The organism is Nonomuraea sp. NPDC059194 (assembly GCF_042754765.1).
Classification (GTDB): domain Bacteria; phylum Actinomycetota; class Actinomycetes; order Streptosporangiales; family Streptosporangiaceae; genus Nonomuraea.
The window spans coordinates 1-14,176 of record NZ_JBHZBH010000023.1; the positions used below are offsets into that span (position 1 = coordinate 1).

A 14,176-nucleotide genomic window follows, 5' to 3' on the forward strand; every position below is an offset into this window, starting at 1 on the left:
GCGACACCAAGCCCGAGCCCGCTGGTTCCACCGGCGCGCCCGCCTCACTACCGCATACGCCCAGCTCAACTAACGAATGGCGGCTGCCGTACTAGAAGAAGTCGTCGGCGGTGGCGTCAGTACATACGCCGTCGACTCACCGCGTAGCGGCAGCGGGCCGGGGGGAGTGTCAAGCTCGGCTTCGCGTGTACGGTCGCCGGTCGCCGTTCCTCGATCATCCGATGCCAACGGTCAAAGCCGGGCTTGATACGAAGGAGCCGGTCTGTTGGGCTTGCCTGAGTAGATGGTGTGCGAGGTGATCAGCCCTCAGCCACCCACCAACGTCCAGGTCCGTGTGGTGATCACCTCGGTGCCGGAGGCTCCCGCCGGAGGCGTTCATGCAAGGTCCAGTGGGGGATTATTCAGGACGCCGGTCGTGCGCCACGAACGTGCGGTTGCCCCCAGGCCGCCTCTTTCTCCCACTGGTTCGGCCAAAGCCTCGGGCGCCCTTGCGCACCGCTTGAGGGGACAAGCGGACGATAACACGGACGTGGTCGGCCCGCTGAGGCACTGGATTCCACCTCACACGACATAGGCTGGCGTCCCTTGTGGCGGCGGGGTGGCCGGGCGGGACCGGCCCGGAGAGGCCGCACGCCCGCCCGGACCGCCCGGCCGCCCGCCGCCCATCGGGCGGCGGCTTGATGACGTAGGGAAGGTTTGAATCACCCGCCGCCATAGCGGCGATGATCAGCTTCGATACCGGGGATAGCCGCCCCGATCGGGCAGCTCCTCCTCGTAGTCACATGCGGCCACAGCTGCATGGCCCGCGTTCCAGGCTGATGTGAGGATCCGAGCAACCACGGCAACCACCGTGGAACCTCCTACTGACCGCCCTGCCGCAACCTCAACCTTGACCGGCCAATAGAGGAACTCCATCTCGGTAGGATCCGCGTCCGGATTCCGGCGTACTTCGATCTCGACACCGTCGATGTAGCCGAGCCGCGGGCTCTCGCTGGGTTCCTCGGGTGCGCGCCAGATAAGCCTGATCACCTCGTCTGGGCTCAGATCCTGAATGTAGATCGCGCAATACGCGTAGCGGTCAACAGCATCTTGCGGGTCGTCTTCACTGGCCCAGCATTGCGCCAGGCTGTACATGTCGTCAGTCAGGGTGTCGGCTCCGGCGCGGGTCAGGCTCTCGGCCTTGCCGGGCTCGTTGGCGTAGCCGATGCTGCGGGTTCCCGCGGCGCTTGCGGCTTCCATGTCGAAGTCGGAGTCTCCGATCAGGACCGCCCGCTCCGGCTCCACTCCCAGCGCCTTGCAGGCGCGCAATGTCGTGCCCGGGTGAGGCTTCATCTGGTCCGGCTCCCCGATCGGGCGCCCGGACACCATTTCGATCCACTCGCCCAGATCGGCCAGCGCGAGGAACGTCGCGATGGCTGGCTCGGAGTTGTTGCTCACGATCGCAACAGGCCGCCCCGATTCGGCGCACGCACGCAGGAACTCCCGCACCCCCGGCGTGATCTCGGCGCATGTCGCCGCCTCGACCTCGCTCGCCATGAGCGCGGTCTCCACCGTATCGACCAGTTCAGGCACGATCTCTGCGCTACGGCGAAGGACCTTAAGCGGATCATCCAGCGCCTCGACATCGGGCGGGAGCCGCACCCCTTCCAGCACCAACAGGTCCTTGAGCCTGACTGCGACAGCCGACGCCGGTAGTCCGGCGAAGATGCTGCACACCGGCCCGTCGAAGTCCAAGAGGATCGCCTCAGCCTGGCCCAGCACCTCGCCCAGCGTCACAGTTCGACCTCGCGACTGATCGTGCCCCACATGCTGTCGAACCAACGCCGTACCTCGGTGACGTACTGCGAGGCCATCGAGGCAGGGTCTTCAGTGATCTCGTAGTGGAACAGGATGGCCTCCTTGCCCATCACGTCATACAGCTCGTGCGGCTCGCCCTTGATCCGCACGGTGTGCTTGACCACGGGGTAGAAGCCGAAGAACACCCGCTCGCGGTTGATCACGTAGAACTTGAACGCGGGCGCGGTCTGATGCACCCGCACATGCACGCTGGCGGTCTTGACCAGCCCGAGATCGGCCAACTCGTGTACGGCGTCCGCGATCGCCTGGGTGCTGCGCTGCTGAATGCGCAACGCGCGCGACCTGATCACCGGATCGTCGCCAAGGTCTTCGGCTCGGCAGGGCAGCGACATGGGATGTTCCATGTCCGGCACCAGGATCCGGATGTTGATCGACTCGGGGGTGAGTCGTCCGAGCCGGATCTTGTCGAGCGGCTCCTGAAGCATCCCGTGCAGCGTCTCGCCGGAGAACCCGGCGAAGTCGATAGCCACGTGTGCCGCCTCGAAGGCGTGCTCGATGTGCGGCCGCAGCTCGACCGGCCGTTCGGTGCGCTCGCGGACGAACACGCCGCTGCCTTGCCGCGAGACGACCAGGCCCTCGTCGCGCAACAGCCGGATCGCCTGCTGCACGGTCATGCGCGCCACGCCGTACTTCTTCGCGAGGTCGTGCCCTGAGGGCAGCTTCTCCCCCGGCTCGAACTTCTTCGTCAGGATCGCGGCGCGCAGGGCGTTGGCGACCTGCTGGTACGGCGGTCGCGGGTCGTCTGGATCGAGACTCATCACGCAAACCAGGCTAGTTCTTCTAGGTTGCCTAGTCCAGTTACTCGCGGATGCTTGACATGGCTAGCCATGCTGGGCAACATGAGATCAACACAAGATGCCTAGCCAAGTTAGGCAACCTTCAAAGGAGTTCACCATGCGCAACATCCCCGTCGACATCACCGGTCTGGCGTTCATCGTCGCGGGTGAGCCCGAGCCGAAGATCGTTGACCGGGCCACCGGCGAGGTCAAGAGGGACGCGGAGGGGCGGGAGCTGTACACGATCCCGCTGCTACCCAAGCCGAACGACGACCGGCGCAACCCGGTGATCGTGGTGACGTTCCCGAGCGAGACGTTCCCGCAGATCCCCGAGGGCGTGCAGGTCCGCCCGGTCGGCCTGGCCGCCTTCTTCTGGTCGATGAACGGCCGCTCGGGCCTCGGCTTCCGGGCCGAAACCATAGCCCCGACCGCTGTCAAGGCCGCCTGAACCACCCCTGGAGCGGGCGCATCGCCTGGCAGCTAACCCGCCCGCTCCGGGGCCTCCCTCTCGCGTCGAAGACCCGAAAGGACAGAGCCGATTATGTCCGACTGGCTGCTTCCGCTGGCCATCACCCTGACCATGTGCTGCGCCGCTCTGCTGGCATGGCGCAAGCTGCACCCCGTCTCCCTGTGGCTGTGCCTGGGCTACCCACTCAAGGCCATCACCGTCTACTTCACCTGGGGCAACGTCGCCCACGGCTGCACCCTGACCCGCAAGCGCCGCCGCTGGCGGTCGACACTCGACGGCCTACCGGTGGTCGGCAACGCCACCATCGCCCTGACGCAGAAGCGCAGGGTCCGCCGCGTCGACGTCGACAAGGCGCCGCGCCTCGGGCTCATCCGCCCGCACCGCCTCGGCTTCCGCGTCAACGTCAAGCTCATGGACGGGCAGACGCCCGACGACTACACCGCCCGCCTGTCCAACCTCGCGCACGCCTGGCGGGTTCATTCGGTACGGCTGGCCGCCTGGAAGCCGGGCCGCGTCACCCTGCTGGCCACCACCGGAGACCCGCTGTCCGACGTCCGCACACCCGTACTCTCCGAGGGCCTGCTGAGGGTGCGCGTCGGCGTCTTGGAGACCGGCGCGCCGTGGGTGCTCGACTTCCGCACCGTGCCGCACTGGCTCAACACGGGCGCCACCCAGTCCGGCAAGTCCACGCTGCTCAACGCCCTGATCACTGGCCTGGCCGCACAGCCGGTCGCGCTGGTCGGCTTCGACCTCAAGGGAGGAGTGGAACTCACCCCGTACGGCCCGCGCCTGTCGGCCATGGCCACCGAACGCGCCGAATGCGTCGGCCTGCTCGATGACCTGATCTGCCTGGTCAAGCAGCGCATGGCGCTGTGCCGTACCCACACCGTCCGTAACGTGTGGAAGCTGCCCGAGCACCTGCGGCCGATGCCCGTCGTGGTGCTGGTCGACGAGGTGGCCGAGCTGTTCCTGATGGCGCACAAGGGCGAGAGGGACGAGATCGCCCAGACGGCCACCGCACTGCTGCGGCTGGCCCAGCTCGGGCGGGCGTTCGGCATCTACCTGTTCGTCTGCGGTCAGCGGGTCGGCTCCGACCTCGGACCCGGCGTCACCGCGCTGCGCTCGCAGCTCTCCGGGCGGGTCTGCCACCGGGTCAACGATCCGGAGACCGCGACCATGACCCTTGGCGACACCGATCCGGCTGCCCTGGATGCCGCCCGGCAGATCGCCGCGAACATGCCCGGCACGGCCATCGTGGTCGGCGAGGACGGCCGCTGGTACCGCGCCCGCTCGGTGTACGTCGCAGAGGAAGCCGCCGAGAGCGCCGCGCTCGCCCACGCCCACCTCGCGCCGAAATGGGCCGACCTGCTCACCGGCCCCGCCGACATCACCGTGACCGATGCGGAGCTGGAAGAGCTGGCCCGCGAGACCGAACCCGCCTGATCCCATCCTCGGCCCCGCCAGGTCCCTACCCGACCCATGCCTGAAACCGAAGGGAGGTGTCCGCCGTGAGCCGCATCCGCTCCGCCGTACTCGACACCACGCCTGTGCTCGTCCTGGCGGTCATCGCCGCCGTGGGCTCCTTCACCCACATCAGCGACCTGGCCGCCCGCCACGGCCAGACCGGCTGGCAGTCCTGGGCGGTCGCCGTGTGCATCGACCTGATGTGCGTGATGGCCGCCCGCGAGCTCCAGCGCGACAAGCGCACCGGCCGCCACAGTCACGGGCTGATCTCCTGGCCCGCGCTGGTGCTGACCGGCGGCATCGTCCTCACCCTGGCCGCCAACCTGGCCACCGCCAAACCCACCGTGTGGGGGTGGATCACCGCCGCAACCCCGGCCGTCGCGTTCCTGGTCGCGGTCTCCATGCTCGAACGCCGCGCCTCACATCACGCTGCCGCGCCCGTCGCCGTCGAACTGGTCACCGAGGAAGCCGAACCGGAACCCGCGCCCGCCCTGGAGGCCGCTGAGCCGGGGCAGTCGCCGGCGCTTCTGGCCTACGCCCGCCGCCTGGCCGATGACCACCACGCCACCCACCACCGCCCGATCACCGGCGAACAGCTCCGCACCCGCATGGGCGTCTCGCCCGAGCTGGCCGCCGACCTGTTCGCCCAGATCCGAAAGGAACCTGCCGCATGAACCTCGTCTACCACGCCCGCGCCTGGGCGCACGGCTCCTACCCGATGGAAGCCGCGGTGGAGCTGCTCGCCCACCACGGCGTGTGGCTGCACCGGCCCGACTTCCTTCGGCTGGCTGTCGACCACGAACCGCCGTACGCGGTCATCGACTTTGAGGCCGCTCACGTCGCGCTCGCCTCCGGACGCCTGCCCTGCTCTGGCTCCGAGGCCGCCGTGCTGCGCATCGCGCTGTCACTCGGCCACGGCCTGCCGGTCGACCTCGGCCCCGCCATCACCCGCCTGGACACCACCAACCTCGGCTACGTCCTGGCCGCCATCGCCCACGCCAGCGGCAACCGCGCCGCCTGGCACACCACAGAAAGGGACCGACCGTGAACCAGCCCTACTGCCGCCGCTGCCTCGGCCTCGGCACCATCACCGGCTTCCGCAGCCAGCCCCGGTCCACCGGCGCCGAAACCCTCGTCGTCGAGGTCACCGAGACCTGCCCCACCTGCCAAGGAAGGGGCACCCGATGACCCGCCGTACCAAGAAGAAGGCCTGCCCGACCTGCGAGGGCGAGGGCCAGGTGGAGACCTTCGAGATCGTCGGCCGTGGCGAGACCGCCGTTCGCATCGAGACCTGGGCCCTATGCCTGGACTGCACCGGCCCCACCACGTGACCCGGTTACCGTGCCCGTTCTGCGACTGCTGCACCCGCTACGGCTGCGACTTCGACGGCGACCCGCCCGACTGCGACAAGACCACCCCTCGCCAACCCTGCCCCTGCACCCGCCAAGGAGGTGATCTCGAGTGATCTGGTTCTACGCCTGCGCCACCTGCAACGGCACCGGCCTGTGCGAAGACAAGACCTGCCGCGACTGCTCAGGCACCGGCATCGACAACCACTGAACCGAACGACGCCACCACGGGGCGGCTCAAGCCTGGCAGCCACGCCGTCCCTGTGGGGCGCCATCCTCCGCTCTCACGAAGGAACACCAGTATGCGCCACCGGCCTTGCCCGGAATGCGGCGGATACGGCTCCGTCCGCGTCCGCTCCGTCCGTACCCACCGACTGATCATCATCTTCTGCCCGTGCTGCGAGGGCACCGGACAGGAGGTCAGCCAGTGACCGAAGCTCCCGCCCAGCTCGCTGACCTCATCGGCCCGGTCATCCGCGACCTGGCCCGCCGCTCCAACCACGATGTGACCCGCTGGCTGCATCAGGTCGACCGGCTTCGCGGCTGCACCAACCCCATCCGCCTGACCGGCGAGACCTCCACCCTCGACGGCATGACCGGCGAGGTCCTGCACACCTACAGCACCAGCGCCGAACCTCACGGTCAGCTTCTCATCCGATGCGGGAACCGGCGCGCCACCCGCTGCCCGGCCTGCGCGGAAACCTACCGGCAAGACACCTTCCACCTCATCCGCGCTGGCCTGCTCGGTGGGGACAAGGGCGTGCCCGACATCGTGCGCACCCACCCGCGCGTGCTGGCCACCTTCACCGCCCCGTCCTTCGGCCCGGTCCATCGCGGCCCGGACAAGGACGGCACCGCGCCCGTCTGCCACCCGCGCCGTACCGGCCCGGCCTGCTTCACCCGTCACCAGTCCGGAGACCCGGCCATCGGCCAACCGCTCGATCCCGGCACCTACGACTACACCGGCCACGTCCTGTGGAACGCCCACGCCGGGCAGCTCTGGCACCGCTTCGCCATCTACCTCCGGCAGCGCCTGGCCGCCGCCGCTGGCCTCACCCGAAAGGAGTTCGCCGACCTCACCCGTCTGTCGTTCGCAAAGGTCGCCGAATACCAGGCACGCGGCGTCGTGCACTTCCACGCCGTGATCCGCCTCGACGGTCGCGACGGTGATGACCTCTGCATCCCGCCCGCCTGGGCCACCCTCGATCTGCTCACCGCCACCATCCGCACTACCGCCGAGGCGGTACGGCTGCCGCAGGGGCAGATCTGGGGCAGCGTCGATGTCCGCCCAATCCAGGCCGACGGCCTCGACGCGCTGTCGGAAGCCGCGGTCGCCGGCTACATCGCCAAGTACGCCACCAAGGCCGCCGAGACCTCCGGCACCCTCGACCGGCGCGTCACCCACCACGACCTCACCCGATTGCACGCCCAGGGCGTCACCGACCACGCCGCCCGCCTGATCCGAACCGCATGGGACCTCGGCAACCCTGACATCTATCCCGACCTCGCCCCACTCCGACTCCGACAGTGGGCGCACATGCTCGGCTTCCGTGGCCACTTCTCCACCAAAAGCCGCGCCTACTCCACCACCCTGACCGCGCTGCGCCGCGTCCGACTGGACTACCGCGAGGCCCAAGAGCTGCGGCGCCTGCCGTACGACCCGCAAAGCACGCTCGTGCTCGCCCACTGGAAGTACGCCGGACAGGGCTACACCCCCGGCGAGTCCGCACTCGCCGCGACCGTCAACGAAGGAGGCACCCATGGCCGCTGATCTGCTCACCGTGCCTGAGGCCATGTCCGTGCTCAAGGTCAGCCGGTGGACGCTCTACAACCTGATCCGCTCCGGCGAGATCACCTCGATACTCGTCGGCACCCGATGCCGCCGTATCCCATCGACCGCCCTGGACGCCTACGTGACCCGCCTGTGCGAGGAGGCCGCCTGATGAGCAAGCGATCCAACGGGGAAGGCTCGATCTTCCCGTACAAGGACGGCTGGGCGGGGTACGTCTGGGTCACCACCCCCGAGGGCAAGAAGACCCGCAAGTGGGCGTACGGCAAGACCCGCGAAGAGACCCACGAGAAGTGGCTGAAGCTCCACGAGCAGGCCCGCAAGGGACCCGTGGCGACCAAGCACGAGACCGTGGCCGCCTTCCTCAAGCGCTGGCTCGCTGACGTGGTTCAGCCCAACCGTGAGCCGACTACCTACGCGGGATATGAGGCCCTGGTTCGGCTCTACCTCATTCCCGGCCTGGGCAAGAAGCGGCTCGACAAACTGACCGTCCGGGATGTTCAGACCTGGCTCAACGGCTTGCCGACCCTCTGCACCTGCTGCGCGCAGAAGAAGCCGCGTAAGAAGCCGTGCTGCGCCATCGGCCAGTGCTGCGGAGATCACCCGTCACGCGGCACCATCGAGAGCATCCGGCGTGTGTTCCGCACCGCGCTCAGCCATGCCATCCGAGAGGAACTGATCTCCAAGAATGTCGTCTCTCTCACCACGTTGCCCAAAGCGACCGCCAAGAAGCGCAAGCACGCCGTGTGGAGCGTGGATGACGCGCGCACCTTCCTTGAGCACCTTCGGGCGGTAGACGATCCGCAGTATGCGGCCTTCGTGCTCATCCTCGTCCTGGGCCTACGACGTGGCGAGGTTCTCGGCCTCACCTGGGACAGCGTTGACCTCGACCGCCAAGAGCTGCGGGTCTCTCACCAACTCAACCGGGTGCACGGCAAACTTCTCCATCGGGACACGACCAAGACAGCCGACTCGGACGCCTCGCTTCCGCTGCCCGCGCTGTGTGTCACCGCGCTCAAGCATCGCCGCAGAGTCCAGGAAGAGGCCCGTAAGGAGGCGGGGGAACGATGGAAGGGCTCCGCGCTCGTCTTCACCACCCGGTACGGCACGCCCATCGAACCGCGGAATTTCAACCGCTCCTTCGAGCTGCACGGTAAGGCCGCCAAGGTCTCGCGCATCCGCGTGCATGACACTCGGCACACGTGCGCCTCGATGCTCGCCGCACTCGACGTTCACCCACGGGTGGCGATGCGTATCCTCCGGCACTCGCAGATCTCGGTGACCATGAACGTCTACACGCAGATCGCCAGCCCGGAAACACGCAAGGCGCTCGACCAGCTCAACGCCAGCCTAGATCGTTAGCGGCGGTTGCTGTATTTCGCTGCTGTACGCCCATGAAAAAGGCCCTCCCGGATCATCCGAGAGGGCCTTTCACCTGGGAGCCGCCTTCGGGATTCGAACCCGAGACCCCTTCATTACGAGCCAGGTTGGAAGATCGTTGCTGCCTGCATCGACCCTGGGCGCCATCGCGCCAACCAGCTTAGGCAGTGCATTGCATGTATTCACATGTGACAGATTTGCATAGCTCGCAGACCATGATCATCTCCCAGATGATCTCCCAGGGAGCGCAAACTCACGGCGCAGCATCCCATCCTCGAAGGCAGCCCACTCCGATTCCGTGAAGGACAGGACCGGGCCACGCCCCGCATCCTTGGTGTCACGAACCTGGATGCATCCGTCAACGAGTCGGACCTCTACGCAGTTGCTGCCCCCGCCGGAAGCACGGCTCTTCCGCCATTCTCTAGTCAGCATCCACACCCCTCCTCGATCTCCGCTATGAATGCCATAGAGCGATCCGGCGGCATAGACTTCGACGCCAGCCAATCGAATCTGCGCTCATAGTCCCGAACGAGCTCCACCTTATCGGTAATGACCTCAGATACGCCCGTCTCTACAAACAGATGCGCCTCATGGCCGGGTAGAGACAAGAGCACAAAAGAGCCTTCCAGGCCCGGATGAGCGCCGATATCCGCAGGTAGGACGTAAATGTTGACATTCGGCCTTTCGCCGACATCCACAATGCGGCGAAGCTGGGCCGCCATAGTGCTCGGCCCCCCCACGCGCTGTCGAAGAGCCCCTTCAGAAATGACGGCCGTGAACTGAGTTGGGTCGGTTTCCGCAAGTAGCAAGCGATGACGAGTCATGCGCGCTTTTACGCGAAGGTTTATTACGTCGGCGGGCTCGTCAGGATGGGCAGCCATGTGGACCGCCCGAGCATAATCTTCAGTCTGAAGCAGACCAGGGATGAGAAGAGGCTCCCACGTGCGTATCAGGACCGCTTCGGTCTCGAATGCCACATATTCGCCAAGCACACTCCGGTACGGAGCCCACCAGGGGCGGCCAGACGCTTGACGTGCCAGCCGCTCGCACAGCTCCCTCACGTCGAGTCCCGCCCCGTACAGCTCTGTTAGACGCGATGCGTCGTCGACGGAGGGCCGAGTCTTGCCCGTCTCGATCCGCCATACCTTCACCGCGGCCCATCCGAGCCTTGCTGCTACTTCGTCTCGGGAGAGCGACCTCGTCTCACGTAGGTCACGCAAGATGCTGGCGAGCCGCTGCTGACGCAACGGTGGGCTGATGCGCTGCATGACCAGATTCTTAGCCCTTCAACATCACGATCCCTGCCAGATTGCACAGACTGTTATGTTTGACCTTCGCCGTCATTGGGCACCACGAAGCTTCCCACTTGCGGCTCGGTGTAGATCAGCCCTTCATCGCGCAGCCTCGCTGTGATCTTTCTCGCAGTGCCCCGAGCGATTCCGAACTCCTGCACCAGATCCGTCTCGGACGGGAAGCGCGCGTCGGGCCGGTACGTCCCATCCTTGATCCGACCTCGCAATTCGTCAGCGACTCGGATCCACACCTTTTTGCTTTCCCGCACCTCCGTCACACCGCGACCGTAGACATGCATGCACATGCCTCTACGAGCGGATACGAGCAGACTCGACTATGAACGAGCATGAACGAGTACGCCTCCCCGGGAGGGGTGCGTTCTGACGAACGCCAGGTCAGCGGACGATCACGACGCTACGCTCACCCGCAGACGTCGCCAACTATCTGGATATGCCTGTACACCTCACCGCCAGGCCGGGCGTCTTACCCCGTTCACATCCCCCGTCTCAGGAGTCCCTCAATGCGCACCCGTAGGCACGCAGTCGTCTCTCTCGCTTCCGCGCTCATGCTCTCGACAGCATGCTCATCCACGCAGACTCCAGTAGCGGCGGAGCCAGCCACACCCAAGGCGGTCGCGTCGGCCACGCCGAAACCGAGCACCGACCCGGCCTGCGCGATGAAGGAACTTCGCCTGTTCCTAACGGAGATCGACGACTACGCGGACCGTGGCGCATTCGAGGTCGGGTCGAAGACCCGAATCAAGGAGGGCGACGTCTTCGGATGGGGGCTCGCACTCAGCGCGATCGAGAGGGAGGCGGATCTGAAGCTGTACAAGGTCGTTAAGGACGCGAACGATTCAGTGAAGGATTGGCTCAGCCAGCAACCCGGTAGCTTTGCTCAGCGCGTCAACGCGATGACGATCCACATCACGGCGAGCACGTTAGCCCTGACCTGCCGGGTTCACCAGCAGTACGCGTTCACCAGGGTCTGAACCGGGCCTAAACGCAAAACGGCCCCGCCTCCGGAAGGGAGACGGGGCCGCGAAGTTCTCGGCGGATGCTCAGCAGACAGCGAAGCGCTTCTCCGTGGTGTGGACCGTGATGGGATCAGGTTCCTGCATCTCGACCTTGACGGACACCTCGTCCGACGACAGGTAGAGACCGATCGCCTCTGCGAGGTTCGTCCACAGCTCCTCGATGCTCTCGCCCGAGGCGAAGCAGCCAGGCAGCTCGTCGACTTCAGCCCACGCCGTTCCGTCTTGCTCGGCGTGAACCTTAACCGTGTAGGTCCCGGTGCTTTCGTCCATGTCAGGGGCCATGTAGCGCTTCACCGTCCCTTCAGTCCTGCCTGCCGGAGTATCGCATCTCTGAGTGCAGGTGAATAGTCCTTACCGCTGTGCATCGGCAGCGTGATCGGCCTGCATCCCTGCTTCTCCATCTTCACCGAATGTTTCCCCCCGAGGGTCTCCACCCACCCATGCTCTTCCAACATCTTCTTTGCGTTGCGCTGGTTCAAAGCACGCGGAAGGGCGTCGTCCTTCCCCATACGGGGACTCCTTTACCTCGATCGACAGAGGACCCCACTCCGCCCGCAAGGCTAGGGCGACACCTTGATCCGTCGTCGAGGAATGAGAACTGCTCACATATCGGTTAGGTGCGGGGGCCGCGGATCTCCACCTTGTCGGCCGCGTGGACCTCGACCTCTCCATCGGCGTACTCAATCACAGTGACCCAGCCGTCCTCTTCGAGCTCCAGGCGCTCCCGCTCGTCCTCGCTCGCGCGACGGGAGAAGCTGCGCGCGCCAGCTCCCAGCTCGACCACCTTGACCATGTCGGCGCCGTAGCGGACGAAAGATCCACGGTTGCGAATGGTGTACACATAGCCGATGCTCCGCAGGTGTTCCATCGCCTGCATCATCGTGTTGCGCGCGACGCCGTACTCGTGGACCAGGTCTGTGACCGTGGGCAGCCTCTTACGCGGCTGCCACTCTCCCGCTTCGATTCGCTCGCGGAGGGAGTTCGCTACCTGCAGATACACGGGGAACTCCGACTCATAGTCGATCACTGTTCGACGGTAAATCCGCCTACCATCCGCGCTTCATTCCGCTCAATCTACTTAGAGATCTTAAGTACATCACATGATGTTTTGAAGACTACTTACTAGACTACTTATGAGTAACTGCCTAGCTTGGTCTTATGACCCTCCCCCAGGTCCCCGAGTGCTCCGTCACACGACGGACTGACGGGACGTACGAGCTCACGCACGTTGAGAGCGGCGAAACGGCTACGGCCCGCAACCACGAGCACGCACACATCCAAGGCGCGATCCTGCGGATCCTCTCCAGCTACCCGAACCCCGGCCAGGAGGCGGCGTGAACCCCTGGAGAGACGCTTCCCAAGGCAGGCGTCCTCGCCATGTGGACCCCACAATGTCGCTCCACGGCTGGCCAGGCTGGGACATGTGGCGCAACGACCCCGACCTCTACCGGCGCCGCCGCGTGGGCCATCGGTGGCCGCGACCCGTATGCGACGTCCACATCAAGACGGAACGCACGCCATGAGCGGGACGCCCAGGGCAGGTGTCTCCAAAGATGTGATGCTGCGGTGGCTAGGGGCCGTGGAAGACGACGGTTCCTGCCCTGACATCTCCCCCCACCTGACCCCCATGCGACCGAACGCGACCCAACTCGACTGGATTGGCGCTCATGAGCAGCCGTTGGGCCGGCATCGGGTCGTGCGGTGGACGTGCTCGTTTCATCCGCTCGCGTTCGAGCTGGTCAACGCGGGAGGCGTCTTCCTTATCGTCCGCACCAGGATCGCCTGGCATGACGCCATCCAGCAGTCCATGACCGTCGTCTCTTACACCACCTCCCGGTACCGCAAGTCCGACGCAGAAGTGTTGTGGCTGGCGCTGCTGGCCGGGATGGCCCGATAGACCGGTGGCCCCGCCCTTCGCGGGAGGGCTGGGGGCGGGGCCGCCCCACAAACGAAAGCCCCTGGCGATCCCCTGCGAGGGGCTTTCTCATGCCTGCGAGTCGTCAGCGACCTAATGCGGGCCGCGCGCAAGCGCGGCGACGTTGACCTGAGACGTTCTATGGGGTGGTGAAGTGGTTTGTTGGGTGGAAGTGACTTCCGGTACTCGCGGAACTCACTTCCGGTACCTACCGGATCTCACTTCCGGTAGACGTGGAAGTCACTTCCGGTACCGGAACTCACTTCCGCCATCACCAGTCGTCGCCGCGAGCCAGGCGGAACAGCTTCCAGATGTCCTCACGCCCTCTCTTCTGCCAGGCGAGACGGCCCATCTCCGTCTCCTGCGTGTTCCACAAGTCGAAGCACCATGCCTCATCGCGGCCCTTCGTCTTGCGTGGCGCAGGACAGAAGCAGTACGCGACCACGTTGAAGGTCACCTTGTCGCCCGTGCCCAACGTGCAGTTGCCCTGCGGGTTGAACAGCTTGCTACACCCCAAGCAGGTGAACTTCCGGGCGCGGGGCCCAAGGATCGGCAGGTTCGCCCAGTTGTCTGGAATGGCCAGCTCGTATTCGTCGGCAACCCTGGCGTGGGCAACCGCGTTCGAGACACGCTCAGCGAGCCCCAGGCCACGCATCACACCCCAGGCCGTTCGGATGGTTCTCTCGCTGTACCCCGTCTCTCGGGCCAGCCGTTCATTGCTCGGATGGCAGGACGTGCCATCGTAGAAGTCGGCGTAGTCCATCGCGCTACGCGCGACCAGCTTCACCGAAGAATCCAGAAGCAAAACGCGGATAAGGCTGTTCCATCTAGCGACGAACGGCTTATCG

The 14,176-nt window shown here is 65.8% G+C and carries 21 protein-coding genes; 12 read left to right on the plus strand and 9 right to left on the minus strand.

Going from position 1 to position 14,176, the window contains the following annotated elements; all coding sequences use genetic code 11:
• Positions 1-726 precede the first annotated feature (726 nt).
• Both ACFXJ8_RS25775 and ACFXJ8_RS25780 read right to left on the minus strand, forming a co-directional pair.
• Positions 727-1,776, minus strand: coding sequence for an HAD family hydrolase (locus tag ACFXJ8_RS25775; protein ID WP_379646518.1), 1,050 nt, complete (start codon positions 1,774-1,776; stop codon positions 727-729).
• Entirely contained in the window at positions 1,773-2,615 is an 843-nt protein-coding gene (locus ACFXJ8_RS25780) for a GntR family transcriptional regulator (RefSeq protein WP_379646519.1), read from the minus strand. The genes ACFXJ8_RS25775 and ACFXJ8_RS25780 overlap by 4 nt, the downstream gene beginning before the upstream one ends.
• 136 nt (positions 2,616-2,751) lie before the next feature.
• On the opposite strand from ACFXJ8_RS25780, the gene ACFXJ8_RS25785 reads away from it, so the two are divergent.
• The 9 genes from ACFXJ8_RS25785 to ACFXJ8_RS25825 all read left to right on the plus strand — a co-directional run bounded on the left by ACFXJ8_RS25785 (position 2,752) and on the right by ACFXJ8_RS25825 (position 9,066).
• A complete protein-coding gene (locus ACFXJ8_RS25785; protein WP_379646520.1) occupies positions 2,752-3,081 on the plus strand; it encodes a hypothetical protein in 330 nt (109 codons plus the stop codon).
• 93 nt (positions 3,082-3,174) lie between these two features.
• Positions 3,175-4,545, plus strand: a complete 1,371-nt coding sequence (locus ACFXJ8_RS25790; protein WP_379646521.1) for an FtsK/SpoIIIE domain-containing protein — start codon at positions 3,175-3,177, stop codon at positions 4,543-4,545.
• 65 nt (positions 4,546-4,610) lie between these two features.
• A complete protein-coding gene (locus tag ACFXJ8_RS25795) occupies positions 4,611-5,240 on the plus strand; it encodes a DUF2637 domain-containing protein (RefSeq protein WP_379646522.1) in 630 nt (209 codons plus the stop codon).
• The gene (locus tag ACFXJ8_RS25800; protein ID WP_379646523.1) at positions 5,237-5,614 is read left to right on the plus strand and encodes a hypothetical protein; all 378 of its coding nucleotides are present in this window, start codon (positions 5,237-5,239) and stop codon (positions 5,612-5,614) included. The genes ACFXJ8_RS25795 and ACFXJ8_RS25800 overlap by 4 nt, the downstream gene beginning before the upstream one ends.
• Positions 5,611-5,754, plus strand: a complete 144-nt coding sequence (locus tag ACFXJ8_RS25805; protein ID WP_379646524.1) for a hypothetical protein — start codon at positions 5,611-5,613, stop codon at positions 5,752-5,754. The genes ACFXJ8_RS25800 and ACFXJ8_RS25805 overlap by 4 nt, the downstream gene beginning before the upstream one ends.
• A complete protein-coding gene (locus tag ACFXJ8_RS25810; protein WP_379646525.1) occupies positions 5,751-5,897 on the plus strand; it encodes a hypothetical protein in 147 nt (48 codons plus the stop codon). The genes ACFXJ8_RS25805 and ACFXJ8_RS25810 overlap by 4 nt, the downstream gene beginning before the upstream one ends.
• Before the next feature lie 445 nt (positions 5,898-6,342).
• Positions 6,343-7,686: a replication initiator gene (locus ACFXJ8_RS25815; RefSeq protein ID WP_379646526.1), complete on the plus strand. Its 1,344-nt coding sequence runs from the start codon at positions 6,343-6,345 to the stop codon at positions 7,684-7,686.
• A complete protein-coding gene (locus ACFXJ8_RS25820) occupies positions 7,676-7,858 on the plus strand; it encodes a helix-turn-helix domain-containing protein (protein WP_379646527.1) in 183 nt (60 codons plus the stop codon). Before ACFXJ8_RS25815 ends, ACFXJ8_RS25820 begins: the two co-directional genes overlap by 11 nt.
• A complete protein-coding gene (locus ACFXJ8_RS25825) occupies positions 7,792-9,066 on the plus strand; it encodes a tyrosine-type recombinase/integrase (protein WP_379646528.1) in 1,275 nt (424 codons plus the stop codon). The genes ACFXJ8_RS25820 and ACFXJ8_RS25825 overlap by 67 nt, the downstream gene beginning before the upstream one ends.
• A 237-nt stretch (positions 9,067-9,303) precedes the next feature.
• Here the strand turns inward: ACFXJ8_RS25825 and ACFXJ8_RS25830 are convergent, their stop codons facing one another.
• The 3 genes from ACFXJ8_RS25830 to ACFXJ8_RS25840 are packed head-to-tail and all read right to left on the minus strand — an operon-like array spanning position 9,304 to position 10,654.
• On the minus strand, positions 9,304-9,516 hold the full coding sequence (locus ACFXJ8_RS25830) for a DUF397 domain-containing protein (RefSeq protein WP_379646529.1): 213 nt from the start codon (positions 9,514-9,516) through the stop codon (positions 9,304-9,306).
• Positions 9,510-10,352 (minus strand): helix-turn-helix domain-containing protein, encoded by an 843-nt coding sequence (locus ACFXJ8_RS25835; protein ID WP_379646530.1) that lies wholly within the window; start codon positions 10,350-10,352, stop codon positions 9,510-9,512. The genes ACFXJ8_RS25830 and ACFXJ8_RS25835 overlap by 7 nt, the downstream gene beginning before the upstream one ends.
• Before the next feature lie 53 nt (positions 10,353-10,405).
• A complete protein-coding gene (locus ACFXJ8_RS25840) occupies positions 10,406-10,654 on the minus strand; it encodes a GntR family transcriptional regulator (RefSeq protein WP_379646531.1) in 249 nt (82 codons plus the stop codon).
• 243 nt (positions 10,655-10,897) lie between these two features.
• On the opposite strand from ACFXJ8_RS25840, the gene ACFXJ8_RS25845 reads away from it, so the two are divergent.
• A complete protein-coding gene (locus ACFXJ8_RS25845; RefSeq protein WP_379646532.1) occupies positions 10,898-11,368 on the plus strand; it encodes a hypothetical protein in 471 nt (156 codons plus the stop codon).
• 69 nt (positions 11,369-11,437) lie between these two features.
• Here the strand turns inward: ACFXJ8_RS25845 and ACFXJ8_RS25850 are convergent, their stop codons facing one another.
• The 3 genes from ACFXJ8_RS25850 to ACFXJ8_RS25860 form a co-directional block, all read right to left on the minus strand.
• Entirely contained in the window at positions 11,438-11,683 is a 246-nt protein-coding gene (locus ACFXJ8_RS25850) for a type II toxin-antitoxin system HicB family antitoxin (protein WP_379646533.1), read from the minus strand.
• 20 nt (positions 11,684-11,703) lie between these two features.
• Positions 11,704-11,922 (minus strand): type II toxin-antitoxin system HicA family toxin, encoded by a 219-nt coding sequence (locus ACFXJ8_RS25855; protein WP_379646534.1) that lies wholly within the window; start codon positions 11,920-11,922, stop codon positions 11,704-11,706.
• Positions 11,923-12,026: 104 nt separating this feature from the next.
• A complete protein-coding gene (locus ACFXJ8_RS25860) occupies positions 12,027-12,440 on the minus strand; it encodes a GntR family transcriptional regulator (protein ID WP_379646535.1) in 414 nt (137 codons plus the stop codon).
• 131 nt (positions 12,441-12,571) lie between these two features.
• Here ACFXJ8_RS25860 and ACFXJ8_RS25865 point away from each other — a divergent pair, with 131 nt between their 5' ends.
• Positions 12,572-12,751, plus strand: coding sequence for a hypothetical protein (locus ACFXJ8_RS25865; protein ID WP_379646536.1), 180 nt, complete (start codon positions 12,572-12,574; stop codon positions 12,749-12,751).
• A 289-nt stretch (positions 12,752-13,040) separates the two neighbouring features.
• The gene (locus ACFXJ8_RS25870; RefSeq protein ID WP_379646537.1) at positions 13,041-13,310 is read left to right on the plus strand and encodes a hypothetical protein; all 270 of its coding nucleotides are present in this window, start codon (positions 13,041-13,043) and stop codon (positions 13,308-13,310) included.
• A gap of 289 nt (positions 13,311-13,599) precedes the next feature.
• Here ACFXJ8_RS25870 and ACFXJ8_RS25875 read toward each other — a convergent pair whose 3' ends face one another.
• Positions 13,600-14,115 carry a helix-turn-helix domain-containing protein gene (locus tag ACFXJ8_RS25875; protein ID WP_379646538.1) on the minus strand — a complete coding sequence of 172 codons (516 nt, stop codon included), beginning with the start codon at positions 14,113-14,115 and terminating at the stop codon, positions 13,600-13,602.
• Positions 14,116-14,176: the final 61 nt, after the last annotated feature.